Raw genomic sequence first — 15,423 nt, 5'->3', positions numbered from 1 at the left:
CAATCGTCTATGCGAACTCTACCATTAGTTCTCTAGGGTCGGTTACTTTTCCAGTAACCGCTGCTGCTGCTGCCACTAACGGACTTGCCAAAATGGTTCTAGATCCAGGACCTTGTCTACCTTCAAAGTTTCTGTTAGAGGTACTAACGGCCAATTTTCCGGCAGGAACCTTATCATCGTTCATTGCCAAACAAGCAGAGCACCCTGGTTCGCGCAACTCAAATCCTGCTTCCGTTAAAATATCCAGAATACCTTCTTCCTTGATTGCCGCTTCTACTTTATGAGAACCAGGAACCAACCACGCGGTAACATTATCTGCCTTTTTTCTTCCTTTAACAATAGAGGCAAAGGCTCTAAAGTCTTCAATACGACCATTGGTACAACTTCCCAAGAAAACAAAATCGATAGGTTTGCCCATCATACTTTCGCCTTCGTTGAAATCCATATATTTCAAGGATTTTTGATAAGAAGAAACGCCTCCTTGTATTTCATTGGCCTTGGGAATGTCGTTGGAAATTCCCATACCCATTCCTGGGTTTGTACCGTAGGTAATCATTGGTTCTATCTTAGAACCGTCAAAAGTCAACTCTTTATCAAACTCGGCACCTTCATCTGTGTACAAGGTTTCCCAATATGCCATTGCTTTGTCCCAATCTGCACCTTTAGGTGTAAATTCGCGACCTTTCACATATTCGAATGTTTTTTCATCAGGGGCTATCATACCACCACGGGCACCCATTTCAATACTTAGGTTACAAACCGTCATACGGCCTTCCATGCTCATGTTTCTAAAGATTTCTCCGGCATATTCTACGAAATATCCCGTAGCACCAGAGGTGGTCAATTGAGAAATAATGAACAATGCCACATCTTTAGGGGTAACTCCTTTGCTTAGTGAGCCATTAATATTGATACGCATTTTTTTTGGTTTCGGCTGCATAATACATTGGGTGGCCAAAACCATTTCTACCTCAGAAGTACCTATACCAAAAGCGATGGCACCGAAAGCGCCATGGGTAGAGGTGTGAGAGTCTCCACAAACAATTGTGGCACCCGGTTGTGTAATACCATATTCAGGACCGACAACATGTACGATTCCATTTTTTTCATGACCCAAGCCCCAATAAGAAATACCATATTCATTGGCATTTTCCTCGAGCATTTTCAACTGGTTGGCAGAAAGAGGGTCTTTTACAGGTAAATGTTGGTTTATGGTAGGTGTATTATGGTCAGCGGTCGCAAATGTTTTTTCAGGATGCATTACAGGGATATTTCTGTTTTTCAATCCTAAAAATGCTACCGGACTGGTAACTTCGTGTACCATGTGCCTATCAATAAACAAGACATCTGGCCCATCTTGTATTTTATGTACTACGTGGGAATCCCACACTTTGTCAAATAAAGTTTTCTTTGCGCTCATATTCTTTCTTATCTAAAGTAACAAATCTATTAAAAACACCCCTTTTTTGGAAATGTACACATTTCCAAATTACGATGTTCAAAACACTAAAATCAAATTTAGAACAACTATCACATGGTAGTTCTATAGGTTTAAATTATTTTTATTGTTGCGTGATGTTGCGATTTTTACATATCTAACCTACAAATAATTAAATCTACATGCATTGTTTGTTGTTTAGAATTAAAATTACTTAAATATGAGATTAGAGTATGAAGATTTAAAAAATATAAAGACAAGGAGCGAGCTGATCAAGTTGGCGAAGAAGAAGAAAGTATCCATATCCAAGGTCATAAACAAGATCAAGTACGAAAGTGAACTAGAAAAATTACAGTCCGAATTTGTCAATTTACAAAAGTGGATAGCAAAAAATGAAATGCGAGTAGCCATCATTTTTGAAGGTAGGGACGCAGCGGGCAAGGGTGGGTCTATTAAACGTTTTAAAGAACATTTAAATCCTCGTACGTCCAGAGTGGTGGCTTTGACCAAACCTACCGACGAAGAAAAGGGGCAGTGGTATTTTAGACGGTATATCAAGGTCTTGCCCAACCCAAAAGAAATAGTCTTTTTTGATCGTAGTTGGTATAATCGGGCCGTGGTAGAACCGGTAATGGGGTTTTGTACCCAGAAACAGTATAAAAAGTTTATGGTTCAGGTTCCTGAATTTGAGCACCTTTTATATGAGGATGATTTGAAAATAATTAAATTTTGGTTTTCAATATCTAAGGAAGAACAGAAAAAAAGGTTTGATGATAGGTTAGGCAATCCATTAAAAAGGTGGAAATTTAGTCCAGTGGATATGAAGGGGCAACAATTATGGGACGATTATACCTATTACAAAGAACAGATGTTCAGTAAGACCCATACAAATTTTTGTCCATGGATAATTGTAAAGGCTAACAATAAAAAACGGGCCAGACTTGAAAGTATGCGCTATGTGCTATCTCAGTTCGATTACGATCGTAAAGGAGAGTCCGGCATAAATTTGTTGCCAGATCCAGATATAGTTACACGTTACCATCGAAGTGCCGTTCAAATTGATATTTAAAAAATGGAGAAGAAAAAAAATATACCCACAACGGAAGAGATAGATCTTTTGAACAGTAAAATAGGCCTTTATGCTTTATTGAAAAATAAAAAGGTAAATGTAGACAAAGCTCTGGAGAACACTAAGCATACCATTAAATTAAAGAAGGCGCAAGAAGAGCTTATTAAGCTTCAAAATTGGGTGATCAACACCAATCAAAAAGTGGTCGTTCTTTTTGAAGGCAGGGATGCAGCGGGCAAAGGCGGGGCTATAAGAAGGATAACGGAATATATAAATCCGAGGCATTTTAAGATAGTGGCTTTGAACAAACCCAACAGCGATGAAAAAGAACAGTGGTTTTTTCAGCGTTATATAAATCATTTGCCCAAACCTGGTGAAATGGTTTTTTTTGACCGTAGTTGGTATAACCGGGCGGTGGTAGAACCTGTGAACAACTTTTGTACCCAAGAAGAGTATGAGATATTTATGTCTCAGGTAAATGATTTTGAGAAAATGCTTTTACAGTCGGGTACTTACTTGGTAAAGTTTTATTTCTCCATAACGAAAGAAGAGCAAAAAAGACGATTTGAAGAAATAAAAAAGAGTCCGTTAAAAAGGTGGAAAATGACCGATGTTGATCGTAAGGCGCAAGAATTGTGGGATGAGTATACCCGTTATAAAAAAAGAATGTTTGAAGAAACGAATACAGAAATGGCGCCTTGGATAGTTATAGAGGGAAATCATAAACTAACAGCAAGAATTGCCGCTATTAATCACTTATTGGATGTTATACCTTATGAGGATCAGGCTTAACTTATATAATTCCAGATATTCTTATACTTGGTCAACTGGGCATATGTATGCCTGATAATTTGGTTTTCAGGTTTTTTCAGGGAAGGATCATCCTTTAAAAGCTTTATTGCATGGTACCTCGCAGATTTTAGTATGTTGTTGTCCTTTACGATGTCGGCGATCTTCAGATTCAACATTCCACTCTGTTGGGTTCCCATAAGGTCGCCCGGTCCCCTTAATTTTAAATCAACTTCTGCGATTTCAAATCCGTCATTGGTAGCGACCATGGTCTCCATTCTTGTTTTGGCCTCGGAAGATAACTTATGGCCGGTCATTAAAATGCAATAACTTTGATCCGCACCACGGCCTACACGACCGCGAAGTTGATGTAGTTGCGAAAGTCCAAAACGTTCGGCACTTTCAATGATCATAACAGAGGCATTAGGCACGTTTACACCTACTTCTATAACCGTTGTGGCTACCATGATCTGGGTTTCGCCCTTCACAAAACGTTCCATTTCATAATCTTTGTCCGCAGGTTTCATTTTACCGTGTACTATAGAAATTTGGAACTCCGGTTGGGGAAAATCTCGCACAATGCTTTCGTAACCGTCCATTAAGTCTTTGTAGTCCAGTGCTTCCGATTCTTGAATTAATGGGTATACCACATAAACTTGTCGTCCCTTTTTAATCTCGTCCCTTATAAATCGGAATACTTTTAAACGATTTGTATCATATCTATGTACGGTCTTGATCGGTTTTCTACCAGGGGGAAGTTCGTCTATTACGGATATATCCAAATCCCCATACAGGCTCATGGCCAAGGTTCTGGGAATGGGCGTTGCCGTCATTACCAAAATATGTGGGGGGTACTCGTTCTTATGCCATAGTTTAGAACGTTGGGCCACGCCAAAGCGGTGTTGCTCATCAATAATGGCCAACCCAAGGTTTTTGAATTTGACCTTGTCTTCCAATAGGGCATGTGTGCCTATTAAAATATGTAGCTCTCCATTTTCAAGTTGTTCATGAATAGGCTTTCTTGCAGATTTCTTTACCGAACCGGTAAGAAGTTGACAGGTAATACCCGTATCTTTTAAAAGTGCCGAAATTCCATTAAAATGTTGGTTCGCCAAAATTTCTGTAGGGGCCATTAGGCAAGCCTGAAACCCATTGTCAATAGCTAATAGCATGGTCATTACCGCTACGATGGTCTTTCCAGAGCCGACATCACCTTGTAGCAACCTGTTCATTTGGGCGTTGCTTCCCAAATCGGCCCTAATTTCTTTAATGACCCTTTTTTGGGCATTGGTCAATTCAAAAGGCAGTTTATTGGCATAAAAATCATTGAATAGCACTCCCACTTGATCAAAATTGAACCCTTTGATCTTTTGCTTATGCAACATATTCTTTGCTATAAGCTGCATTTGCAGGTAAAAAAGCTCTTCGAATTTTAAACGGAATTGAGCCTTCGCCAACAACTCTTGGTTTTTGGGGAAATGAATGTTAAAAAGTGCCTCACTTTTAGAGATAAGCTTTAGCTCATTGCGTAAGCCGTCTGATAAGGATTCTGAAAATTTACCTTTTGTCTCAACAAACAGTTGTTGTATCAATTTGCTGATGACCCGATTGGATATTCCTTTATTACTTAACTTTTCTGTAGAAGGGTATACCGGTTGCATGTGCAGCCTTAAGCCCTTTTTATGGTCCGACAACAACTCCATTTCTGGATGGGGCATAGAAAACAACCCATTGAACCAATTGCATTTTCCAAAAATTACATAAGGTGTATTTAGTTTTAAATTATCGCGGATCCACTTTTGTCCTCTGAACCAAACCAATTCCATCTCTCCCGTATCGTCTATGAACTTGGCAACTAGTCTTTTTCCCCTTTTTTGTTCTACCGTTTTTATATGTACAATTTTACCCACGATCTGTACATCGGCATTACTTTTTTGAAGCTGGGAGATTTTGTAATACTGGGTCTTATCTATATACCTGTTCGGAAAAAGGTTCAATAAGTCTTGATATACATGAATGCCCAGTTCAGATTGCAGGGTTTCGGCCCTATTTGGGCCCACACCTTTTAAATAAGCAATGGGGGTCTGTAGAAAATTAGCATTCATAGGACTAAAATAGGCTATAGCTACAATTGCAACAAACTAAAATATTAAATTTGGTACGCTATCTGTTTTCCCTGCTTTTTATGAAGAAATTATTAAACGTTATTGTTTTTTGCACCTTGTGTTTTACTTATGGTCAGCATCAAGATAAGGTAGATTTTGTGCATGCTAATATATTTATTAAGCCTAGGGGCGTTACAAAAACGATTATGGGCGATGTGACCTATAACTTTGAAATAAAACAAAAGGTAGATTCTGTCTTTCTTGATGCAAAGAACATGACCTTCAATAAGGTGGAGCTTAATGGAAAACAGGCAAAGTATAAAGGGTCGAATAAGGTAATAACCGTTTATAACAAATTTAAAAAAGGAGAATCATATACACTTAGGGTGGTATACGAGGCCACACCAAAACAAACCGTTTATTTTTTGGGTTGGGACGATCAAGTGGCGGGCAACGAACAGATCTGGACCCAAGGTCAGGGGAAATATACAAGCTATTGGTTGCCAAGTTTTGATGATATGCAAGAAAAGGTGGAGTTTGACCTGAAAATAGAGACCCATAAAAAGTACTGGGTGGTAGCGAATGGAAACTTGGTCAAGGCAACAAATGGAACGTATAATAACAGGATATGGTATTTTGATATGAAACAACCTATGAGTAGTTATTTACTCGCTTTTGCCATAGGAGAATATGCAGTGCAAAATATTGTTTCATCCAGTGGTATACCCATTCTAAACTATTATTATCCAAAAGATAGTGCTAAGGTAGAACCAACTTATAGGTACACTAAAAAGATTTTTGACTTTTTAGAAAATGAGATCGGGGTGCCTTACCCATGGCAGAATTATAAACAAGTTCCTGTGCATGATTTCTTGTATGCCGGTATGGAGAATACGACCACTACCATTTTTTCAGACACTTATGTAGTGGATAGCACCTCTTTTATGGACAGAAATTATGTAAAAATTAATGCCCATGAAATGGCACATCAATGGTTTGGCAATCTGGTCACCGAGAAAGATGGAGGCCATCATTGGCTGCACGAGGGTTTTGCCACCTACTATGCCTATTTGTGTGAAAATGAAATTTTTGGTGAGGACTATTTTTTTTGGAAACTATACGAGTCGGCAAAAGAATTAACGGAGCGTTCAGAAAAAGGGAAGGGGCAAAGCCTTTTGGATCCAAAGGCCAATAGTCTTACCTTTTATGAGAAAGGGGCATGGGCTTTGGTAATGCTCCGGGAAGAAATAGGGGACGAGGCATTTAAGAAAGGGATTCGAAACTACCTGAAAAAATACCAATTTAAAAATGTCATGGTTTCCGATTTTTTAGAGGAAATAAAGAAAACCTCAAATAAAGATCTAAAGGGTTTTGAGGCCACATGGTTACATGGCAAAGATTTTCCGTCAGAGGTGGTCAAAGGTTTTTTTATGAACAAAAATGCTTCTTTGAAACAGTATTTTGAGATACAAAAAAAGGTAGATTCAACAATTATTCTAGATGACGAAAAACTTATGTGGTTATGGGATCGGGAATCTCCAACACCATATAAAAAACAATTATTGATGGATTATTTGGGGCAGATTTCCGATGTTTCGCTAAAGAAAATATTTGAGAACGAAGCCTCTTTAGAGATCAGACAAGCAATTGCCTTGGCGACTACCCAAATTTCCCCTGTCTTGAAAACAGCATACGAAGCGCTACTTTTAGATGATAGTTATATTACCAAAGAAACGATGCTGTATAAGTTGTGGGTGGCATTTCCAGAAAGTAGAAAGGTATATTTAGATAAATTGAAAGGAGTTGTTGGGTTGCCGAACAAAAATGTTAGGCTGTTATGGCTAACATTGGCTTTGGTAACACCGGAGTATGACAATAATGAAAAAATTGATTATTTGAACGAATTGATAAACTATTCAAAGTCACAGTATAACACAGAGGTTCGGCAAACAGCTTTTCAATATTTGTTTGAGATAAGGGCCGTTAACAATGATGTTTTAAAGCAATTGATCCTTGCCACCAACCATCATTCTTGGCAGTTTAGAAGTTTCGCAAGAAATTTGTTGGATCAACAATTGGTTGATGTTTCGGTAAAAAATCAAATTGAAAAGATAGCGAAGCAACTAAAACCGTCCGATTTACGTTATCTTAAGACTAAAATAGAATTACCATGAAAGCTTTGGTCATTTCAGGTGGTGGAAGTAAAGGTGCCTTTGCAGGAGGTGTGGCCCAGTTTCTAATACAAGAAGCGGGCAAAACCTACGATTTGTTCGTGGGAACCTCTACGGGTAGCCTCTTAATATCACATTTAGCCTTGGGCGAATTGGATAAGATAAAAGAGATCTATTCCAATGTAAACCAGAAAAGTATTTTTAATAATTGCCCCTTTGTTGTTAGAAGGAAACATGGTAGCGATGAAATTTCTATTAACCATTGGAATGTTATTAAAAATTTTATAGCCGGAAAAAAGACTTTTGGTGAGAGCGAGAACCTTAGACGCCTTATTGGTGAGAGCTTAACGGAAGATGAGTTCTATAAGCTAAAAGAAGGAATGGCAGATGTGGTAATTACCGTAAGCAACCTGTCTTTAAATCAAGTCGAATACAAATCCATAAAAGATTGTACTTATGAGGAGTTTTGTGATTGGATATGGATTTCGGCGAATTATACACCCTTTATGAGTTTGGCCAGAAAAAATGGCTGCGAATATGCAGATGGGGGGTTGGGTAGTATTGTACCCATAGAAGAAGCGATCAGAAGAGGGGCGACGGAAGTAGATGTCGTAGTTTTACACACAGAGGTGAATTATTTAAACAGATTGCCCTCTAGAAACCCTTTTGAGCTATTGACCACGATGATGAGTTTTATTCTTGATCGTATAGAAACACAGAACATAAGAATAGGGAAATTTGCCGCCAATCAAAAAAATGCAATCATCAACCTGTATTATACACCCACTATATTGACCACTAATTCATTGATCTTTGATAAGAAAAAAATGACACAATGGTGGAAAAGAGGGTATTTGTACGCTAAAAACAAAAATGAGGAAACTAATCCCATTGAGCCAAATGCGCAAGAATAATAAAAAGGGCAACAAAAATTATTTCTGTTGCCCTTTTTTATTTTTTATTAAATAAGTTTTAACGGGTAGTTTTTACCACAATTCCCCAAGTTCTTTCTTTACAAAAGATAGGGCGGTGGTAGATGGGGATGATTTTTCCATTGATTCGTTCAAGATGTCCTCACGTAATTTATCGGCAGTTTCCGCCTCGCTCATAGCTGCTTTTCGAATCATCTGTACCGTGGCGTTTTTTGCCGCCTTTATTACGTTCCAACATTCTTCGGACATGTAGATCTGTTGTGAGAGATTGTGCTCAAATTCCGTTTCGATACTCTTTGTCAACAGCGCTTCGTACGCATTCTTGTCCTGAGTGTTGGGAGCTACCCTAACCACTAAACTGGGTATTGAGATACGCTCAAGAAACAAGGCCATACGTTCGTAAGCCTGTAACCTAATGGGCAAAGTGTCTTTTTGCGAATCTTTGTGTAATAGAAAACGCCTTCTACCTTCTTCATTATTCGTATGCAACCTAAAAAAGTAAAAAGCGATGACACCCGTAACGATAGATGGCAATAAATAAGCAAATAATTGGAAAATTTGGTCAGAAGTCATTTATATTAATTTATTATTTACGAAATAAGAACGTGCAAATTTTTCAATTAGTATAGTATTTGATCGATGAAATACTTGAAACTTGTTTTTTATCGAGAGAGACTATTTATAATCAAGGCAAATCAGATAGAAATATGAATATATTTGTTATTTTAAGCGTCTAACCCTCTTTGTAATAGGAGGTTGGTTATGTACTATTTTGTTGTGGTATAGAACAACGAATATTGTAAAATTTAAATTAAGTTCCATTATATGAAAACAAGATTATTTCCTTTTTTATTTCTTTTGATCGCTATCAACTCGTGTAGTAAAAATGATGATTCCAATAATGAAGATCAACATGAAGATGATACTATTGTCAACGATGAACAGGCCCCTACAATAGAAGCCAATGGTTTTTTAGATGTTATCGAAACCTTTACTGAAGTATCGGTAGAAATAGAAGACGAATCAAGTGTAAGTACTAAAATATTGCACAATGGAATAGAATTGGTCACTAGTGCTGAAAAACAATTTAATGTGACGATCAATCCATATGAAATTGAAATCGGCGCTACAGAGTTTGTAATTACTTCGGTAGATGAATTCGGTAATGAAACATCCCGGACTTTCTCTGTTGAAATAAAGCATTTACTAAGTATCTATGATGTTACCGAAGGTAGAACGGTTTTAAATAATAGTAAATGGGTGTTCGTTAATTCCGGAGATGGACAACAACTTGCAGTTAAGCAATTAGCTTTGGGGGTCAATAAAATATATACCGATGAGATTGTAGAGGAAGAAGAGGCCATTTTCACCGAGGTAATCTACGATGATGGTTCTTCATCGAGCGATTTTGATGATAAACAATTGACTTTACACACCACAAGAAGGCCATTAGGTATTTTAAAACCTGGTTTTAACACTAGCAATATTACAGAACCAAGATATGAAATTGAGGTTAAGCTTAACGGGGTGCCTTTTGAAAACAGTTCCTCTGGCTATGACGCGAAAGGATATAACTACGGAATAACTGAGGTAAGTGGAGATGATCAACAAACTACGTTATCTATAAAACATGAATCGGATTCACCTATTCTTATAAGAACAAATGCTTTGGCATCAAGAAATCCTTTTTTTGATGGTAAGAAAGAAAATTATAAGTACACGGTTATTAGCCCTAAGGCCAATGAAACTGAACTGCAAATAGAAGCAAATGAATTGGTTGGTGCAGAGGACAATATTCAACTAACCCTACCAGAAACTGATCAAGGGGTTATTAGTTTCTATAGAAAAGGATATATAAAAACACAGGACTTTGAAAACAATGAGTATTTTGATGTCTATAATGTATCTAATTTTGATAAAACGAAGCAATTAGATTATATAGATTTGCCGGTATTGCCAATGTTCGAGTATTATGTAAATGAGGTTAATTATCGCAAAAATGGTTTGGTCTATTATAGCAAAGGCTCTGACGATAATTTGGATATAAATATGCCCAATTGGCAAGCTAGTGTAAACGAAACAGACCTTGGATATGAAATAATTGCAAATAATCCTGAAGTTGATTTATACGCTCTATATTTTGAAAAAATAGAATCTGAGGGAAATAAATTTAATGTAAAATCTTGGTATATTGAGACTTTTGAAGAAGGGGAAGATTATATGAGTTTTCCTAAATTAGAGATTCCGGAAGAGATTAAAGAACAGATGACCGATAATTTTTTTAAAACTTTTAGCAATTTTGAATTAACAGCCATTTCGGCTATGGACTATGAGGCTTATGATTCTTATTTCGAAATTATAAACAAGAACGTTTCATTTGATTATTTCCCTTATACCGATGTGGAAAAATATAGAATGCTACTTTTTCCCCTCGTAAGTGAAGAAGGTAAATCTATGTTACAACGTTTTCCTTGGGAAAGATATAGTTCTTTTAAGAACCATTAATATGGTCGAAAGAATATATGACATTATATACCATAGCATAAAATTAAAAAAACCGCCATATAGCGGTTTTTTTAATTCTTTACATCATCCTTTGCCGTCATATAAAAACTTTTATAATCTGGATGTATTTCTATTTGCAACGATTCTTTTAAACCGCCATCTACACCTTTTACGTTTATACGATCTCCCGGCACTCCATAATCTTTAATAAGTACTTGGGCTACGGTAGCCGCCTGATCTAAGGCAATATCCAATTCGCCGGTCATACTTAGGCCAGAAACGGTGACCATAGATTTTGGGTTGGCGTTGATTACTTTAGCTACATTTTCTAAATAGGCTTTGGCCGGTGCCAGAAGCGTGGTTCCCATGCCATTGGCAAAATAGAAATCCAACTTTTCAGAAATAATTACGGATCCATAATTATTTACTTGAACTTTTGCATTTTCACCTAAAACCTGTTTTGAGTTGGTTACGATGACCACCGCCGTAGAGTCGTTACTGGTTACACCGTCAACAATACTCTTTAACTGGGCCTCTTTTCGTTCTAGAGTAGCTAGGGTCTTATTTATATTTTCGGTGTTTTTGCTAGAAAGTGCAGCAAAACTGTTCAGGTTTTTTAACAAGGTCGCATTCGCATCTTGTAACTCGGTAACCTGTTTTTGTAGTTCATCAGCTTTTAAAACACTTACTTTTTCATTGTGCTTTGCATCCGAAACTAAACGTGTAATAGAATCTAATTGGAATTTCAGCTCTTGGTTTTGAGATATTAACTCGCTCTTCTTCTGCGCATTTAAATGAATGGACGCTAATAAAACAACTATAAAAAAGGATAAAAATTTATTCATATTTAATCATCTTTTTATTTGCCGCCAAGATACGAACAGTCTTTTAATTCTTGAACACCGTTAAAAGCAACTTTTGCTTTATTATAGCCATAAGTAGAGGCAAGACTCTTATTTAGGTCGTTGTCATCTACGTTTACCTGTACATCGTCCATCGTAAATTGACATGGGTGCTCGTAACCTGCGGCATGGGTAATTTCTAAAAATTCTTTCTTGAAGGTTTTAAAGTATTGGGCTAGGCGATCCGATTTTAAGGGAACGTCTATTCCCTTCTGAAGCCATTTGTTCTGTGTTGCGATTCCGGTCGGGCATCGATTGGTATGGCATACTTGTGCCTGAATGCAACCTATGCTCATCATGGCCTCACGTGCCACATTTATACAGTCTACCCCCATGGCAAAGGCCATGGCCGCTTTTGCCGGAAATCCAAGTTTGCCACTTCCTATAAAAACAATTCTGTCGGTTAATTTTCTATCCAAGAATACTCGGTACAAACGAGAAAAACCGTATACCCATGGTAATGACACATGGTCTGCAAATGAAGGGGGAGCGGCACCCGTGCCACCTTCGCCACCATCTACCGTAATAAAGTCTGGCCCCTTGCCTGTGGTCAACATTAGATCGGCCAGTTCTTCCCATTGGTCCAATTTTCCAATGGCTCCTTTGATACCAACGGGCAACCCAGTTTCATCCGCAATGTTTTCTATAAGTTCCATCAATTCTGGAACAGAGGAAAAAGCTTTATGTGTTGCGGGTGATAGTACATCTTTACCAACTTCTACACCTCTTATCTCCGCTAGTTCGGGGGTTATTTTAGCCCCGGGCAAAACGCCTCCCTTTCCGGGTTTTGCACCTTGCGATAACTTAATTTCTATAGCTTTGATACAAGGGTTTTCAGAAACCAGTTTTTTCATTTTTTCCATAGAAAAATTACCGTCGGGAGTTCTTACCCCAAAATAACCGGTACCAAAATGGAAGATTACATCTCCTCCTTGTTTATGGTATGGAGACAAACCGCCTTCTCCAGTATTATGATAAGCCCCTGCTTTTTTTACGCCTTTGTTCATTGCCTCAACGGCAGCTGCTGACAAGGAACCAAAGCTCATAGCGGAAACGTTGATGATACTCGCGGGCCTAAAAGGATGCTTTCTTTGATTATAGGCACCTATGACCTTGGCACATGGCATAAAAGTAGGGTCGGATTCGTTTGGGTGGCCAGAAGGTACCTTGTAGGCCATCATTCTATTTTTTATAAAAACATGTTGATGTGCATAGAGGTCCCTATCACTACCAAAACCTTCGTAATTGTTTTCTTTTTTTGCGGAGGCATAGATCCATCCTCTTTCAATACGGTTAAAGGGAAGTTCTTCCCTGTTGTTGGCCACAAAGTACTGCCGCATTTCCGGACCAATACTTTCCAACCAATACCTAAGATGTCCAACGATTGGAAAATTATGTTTAATAGTATGTTTTCTTTGGATAAAAATATCCCAAAATGCAACTAATGCAAGAATAAGGGCAATCCAAGCCCACCACGGAAAACCGTTTAAAAATGCCATAAAATAAATCATGAATTTAACCTTTGGGTTTAACGTCCAATCTGGGGGTTTTATTACTGTTTAAATAATCTAAACTCATTTCAGTTAAAGCTTTGACACCTAATAATAGACCACTGTCATCTACTCTGAAATCTGGTGTGTGGTGGGGGTAAGACTCCGTGTTTCCGGGTGTCATCCCTCCTAAAAAGAAGAAAAATCCGGGTACTTCTCTTTGGAAATAAGAAAAATCCTCGGCACCGGTAACGGCTTTTTGTGCTACGGTATTTTCTGCCCCTGCAACCCTTTTTATAGTAGGCAACATTTGTTCTACAAGCTCTGGGTGGTTATAGGTGATATCGGTAGCCTCTGTAATGGTGCATGTAGCTTCACCCCCATATGCTTGGGCAATGGTGCTGACCATCTCGACCATACGTTTGTTCAACTTGTCTTTCATGTCATAATCCAAGGTTCTGATGGTACCTATCATTTCTGCACTTTCAGGAATAATATTGCTTCTTACCCCTGCGGAAATTTTACCGACGGTAATAACGGCGGCTTCATTGGTCAAGTTCATTTCTCTACTGACAATGGTTTGCAGACCGTCTATAATCTTGGCACTGATTAAAATAGGGTCTACACCGGACCAAGGTTGGGAGCCGTGACTTTGTTTCCCCTTTACCTTGATTTCAAACACCTGAGCGGCCGCCATGGTGCCACCAGACTTATACCTGATCATACCGACCGGGGTTTGTGAGTTAATGTGAAGGCCAAATATGGCATCAACATCCGGATTTTTTAAGACTCCTTCTTTCACCATTAAGGCCGCACCACCTTCTTCTCCTGGAGGGGCACCTTCTTCCGCAGGTTGGAAAATAAATTTCACCGTACCTTTTATCTTGTCCTTGTTTTTGGACAAAACCTCGGCGACACCCATAAGTATGGCTACATGCGTGTCATGTCCACAAGCGTGCATCACCCCGACCTCTTCTCCCATATATTCAGAGGTGGCATTGCTCTTAAAAGGAAGGTCGTTTCGTTCTGTGACGGGTAAGGCGTCCATATCTGCACGTAAGGCGACCACTTTTCCGGGCTTTTTACCTTTAAGAATACCTACAACACCTGTGTGGGCTATGCCGGTTTCTACCTCTATGCCCAAACTTTTTAGATGTTCCGCTATTTTTTCAGCAGTTTTAAACTCGCGGTTAGAGAGTTCTGGGTGTTCGTGAAAATATCTTCTCCATTCGATTACTTTGTCTTCAATATCCTTGTAATCTTTGTCCAAACGACTTTGGGCCTGTATGGCAATACCACAAAGAAGCATGGCCAATATTCCTAATTTTCTCATATTATATATATTAAAATTTGATCAGTCTATAGTTGTCGTCCTGTAATTGTATAAGCGCTGTCATGGCAGATAATGACAGTTGTACGCCGTCTATTAAATCTTCTTTTGGGTAACCTCTTGATGCGGAGGACTGTCCGCAAAAAATAACCTGCGCGCCAGCTTCCATCAATACCTTGAGCAAATCTTCGTTTGGGTTGTCCACTCCATACTTTGCTTTGTAGGCTTTAGAGGTAATAACATCTTTGGAGGCCTTGTTGTGCACTACCAAGGCGACTTTCAACTGTGCTAACGGTACACCGCTTTGGGCGTGCATATTTAAGAATCTTGCGGCTGTTTCTATAGATGTATTAAGTTGAGAGCTATCTTCGGGTGAATTCATAATATCAAAGACAGCTTTAAAAGTGGTATTCTTATTAACTTTAAAATCGGGGTTTTCTACGGTCCAAACCTTACCATAGTTCTCAATTATCGGTCCGCTCTTTTTCTCTTGGGCAAACGTAGCGTTCATTAAAAGAATAAAAATTACAAGTAGATTTGGTTTTATGGAGAAGCTTGCCATGGAGATTGAGTTTGTGCGGTTAAAGATATTCAAAAGCGATAAATTATTATTGCATATTGTTTATAATTCTAAAAAACATCTTTTCTGGTATCGCTTAATAATAGCTAAATTCACACTTTAAAACTGATGA

The 15,423-nt window shown here is 38.3% G+C and carries 12 protein-coding genes; 5 read left to right on the top strand and 7 right to left on the bottom strand.

All coding sequences use genetic code 11. The annotated features are described in order from the left end of the window. Window positions 1-7: 7 nt before the first annotated feature. The gene (leuC, locus tag AB657_RS05405; RefSeq protein ID WP_047245557.1) at window positions 8-1,420 is read right to left on the bottom strand and encodes a 3-isopropylmalate dehydratase large subunit; all 1,413 of its coding nucleotides are present in this window, start codon (window positions 1,418-1,420) and stop codon (window positions 8-10) included. 238 nt (window positions 1,421-1,658) lie between these two features. Between leuC and ppk2 (AB657_RS05400) the strand changes: the two genes are divergently transcribed. Further along, window positions 1,659-2,507, top strand: a complete 849-nt coding sequence (gene ppk2 / locus AB657_RS05400; protein ID WP_047245556.1) for a polyphosphate kinase 2 — start codon at window positions 1,659-1,661, stop codon at window positions 2,505-2,507. 3 nt (window positions 2,508-2,510) lie between these two features. After that, on the top strand, window positions 2,511-3,299 hold the full coding sequence (gene ppk2 / locus AB657_RS05395; protein ID WP_047245555.1) for a polyphosphate kinase 2: 789 nt from the start codon (window positions 2,511-2,513) through the stop codon (window positions 3,297-3,299). Here ppk2 (AB657_RS05395) and recG read toward each other — a convergent pair. Beyond that, a complete protein-coding gene (gene recG / locus AB657_RS05390) occupies window positions 3,296-5,401 on the bottom strand; it encodes an ATP-dependent DNA helicase RecG (RefSeq protein WP_047245554.1) in 2,106 nt (701 codons plus the stop codon). The genes ppk2 (AB657_RS05395) and recG overlap by 4 nt on opposite strands. An 80-nt stretch (window positions 5,402-5,481) precedes the next feature. Between recG and AB657_RS05385 the strand changes: the two genes are divergently transcribed. Both AB657_RS05385 and AB657_RS05380 read left to right on the top strand, forming a co-directional pair. Then, window positions 5,482-7,575 (top strand): M1 family metallopeptidase, encoded by a 2,094-nt coding sequence (locus tag AB657_RS05385; protein ID WP_047245553.1) that lies wholly within the window; start codon window positions 5,482-5,484, stop codon window positions 7,573-7,575. Next, window positions 7,572-8,486: a patatin-like phospholipase family protein gene (locus tag AB657_RS05380; RefSeq protein ID WP_047245552.1), complete on the top strand. Its 915-nt coding sequence runs from the start codon at window positions 7,572-7,574 to the stop codon at window positions 8,484-8,486. The genes AB657_RS05385 and AB657_RS05380 overlap by 4 nt, the downstream gene beginning before the upstream one ends. 72 nt (window positions 8,487-8,558) lie before the next feature. On the opposite strand, the gene AB657_RS05375 is transcribed toward AB657_RS05380, so the two are convergent. Further along, window positions 8,559-9,077, bottom strand: a complete 519-nt coding sequence (locus tag AB657_RS05375) for a DUF7935 family protein (protein ID WP_047245551.1) — start codon at window positions 9,075-9,077, stop codon at window positions 8,559-8,561. Window positions 9,078-9,329: 252 nt separating this feature from the next. Between AB657_RS05375 and AB657_RS05370 the strand changes: the two genes are divergently transcribed. After that, the gene (locus AB657_RS05370) at window positions 9,330-11,009 is read left to right on the top strand and encodes a hypothetical protein (RefSeq protein WP_047245550.1); all 1,680 of its coding nucleotides are present in this window, start codon (window positions 9,330-9,332) and stop codon (window positions 11,007-11,009) included. A 71-nt stretch (window positions 11,010-11,080) separates the two neighbouring features. Here the strand turns inward: AB657_RS05370 and AB657_RS05365 are convergent, their stop codons facing one another. Genes AB657_RS05365 through AB657_RS05350 form a run of 4 tightly spaced genes read right to left on the bottom strand, consistent with a single transcriptional unit; the run spans window position 11,081 to window position 15,293 of the window. Beyond that, window positions 11,081-11,854 carry an OmpA family protein gene (locus tag AB657_RS05365; protein ID WP_047245549.1) on the bottom strand — a complete coding sequence of 258 codons (774 nt, stop codon included), beginning with the start codon at window positions 11,852-11,854 and terminating at the stop codon, window positions 11,081-11,083. A 14-nt stretch (window positions 11,855-11,868) separates the two neighbouring features. Next, window positions 11,869-13,410 (bottom strand): FMN-binding glutamate synthase family protein, encoded by a 1,542-nt coding sequence (locus AB657_RS05360; protein WP_394332520.1) that lies wholly within the window; start codon window positions 13,408-13,410, stop codon window positions 11,869-11,871. A 16-nt stretch (window positions 13,411-13,426) separates the two neighbouring features. Beyond that, a complete protein-coding gene (locus AB657_RS05355) occupies window positions 13,427-14,734 on the bottom strand; it encodes an amidohydrolase (RefSeq protein WP_047245547.1) in 1,308 nt (435 codons plus the stop codon). Between the two features lie 10 nt (window positions 14,735-14,744). After that, window positions 14,745-15,293 (bottom strand): DsrE family protein, encoded by a 549-nt coding sequence (locus tag AB657_RS05350; protein WP_047245546.1) that lies wholly within the window; start codon window positions 15,291-15,293, stop codon window positions 14,745-14,747. Window positions 15,294-15,423: the final 130 nt, after the last annotated feature.

It is taken from the genome of Maribacter thermophilus, assembly GCF_001020565.1.
GTDB lineage: Bacteria > Bacteroidota > Bacteroidia > Flavobacteriales > Flavobacteriaceae > Maribacter > Maribacter thermophilus.
Note: the sequence above shows the minus strand (reverse complement) of the source record. Positions and strands in the feature narration are given on the sequence as shown.

Bases quoted from the DNA above. Each gene is read 5' to 3' on its own strand.
- AB657_RS05370 (WP_047245550.1), top strand. From the start codon at position 9,330: ATGAAAACAAGATTATTTCCTTTTTTATTTCTTTTGATCGCTATCAAC.
- ppk2 (WP_047245556.1), top strand. From the start codon at position 1,659: ATGAGATTAGAGTATGAAGATTTAAAAAATATAAAGACAAGGAGCGAG.
- ppk2 (WP_047245555.1), top strand. From the start codon at position 2,511: ATGGAGAAGAAAAAAAATATACCCACAACGGAAGAGATAGATCTTTTG.
- AB657_RS05365 (WP_047245549.1), bottom strand. From the start codon at position 11,854: ATGAATAAATTTTTATCCTTTTTTATAGTTGTTTTATTAGCGTCCATT.
- AB657_RS05350 (WP_047245546.1), bottom strand. From the start codon at position 15,293: ATGGCAAGCTTCTCCATAAAACCAAATCTACTTGTAATTTTTATTCTT.
- AB657_RS05355 (WP_047245547.1), bottom strand. From the start codon at position 14,734: ATGAGAAAATTAGGAATATTGGCCATGCTTCTTTGTGGTATTGCCATA.
- AB657_RS05375 (WP_047245551.1), bottom strand. From the start codon at position 9,077: ATGACTTCTGACCAAATTTTCCAATTATTTGCTTATTTATTGCCATCT.
- AB657_RS05385 (WP_047245553.1), top strand. From the start codon at position 5,482: ATGAAGAAATTATTAAACGTTATTGTTTTTTGCACCTTGTGTTTTACT.
- leuC (WP_047245557.1), bottom strand. From the start codon at position 1,420: ATGAGCGCAAAGAAAACTTTATTTGACAAAGTGTGGGATTCCCACGTA.
- AB657_RS05380 (WP_047245552.1), top strand. From the start codon at position 7,572: ATGAAAGCTTTGGTCATTTCAGGTGGTGGAAGTAAAGGTGCCTTTGCA.
- AB657_RS05360 (WP_394332520.1), bottom strand. From the start codon at position 13,410: ATGGCATTTTTAAACGGTTTTCCGTGGTGGGCTTGGATTGCCCTTATT.
- recG (WP_047245554.1), bottom strand. From the start codon at position 5,401: ATGAATGCTAATTTTCTACAGACCCCCATTGCTTATTTAAAAGGTGTG.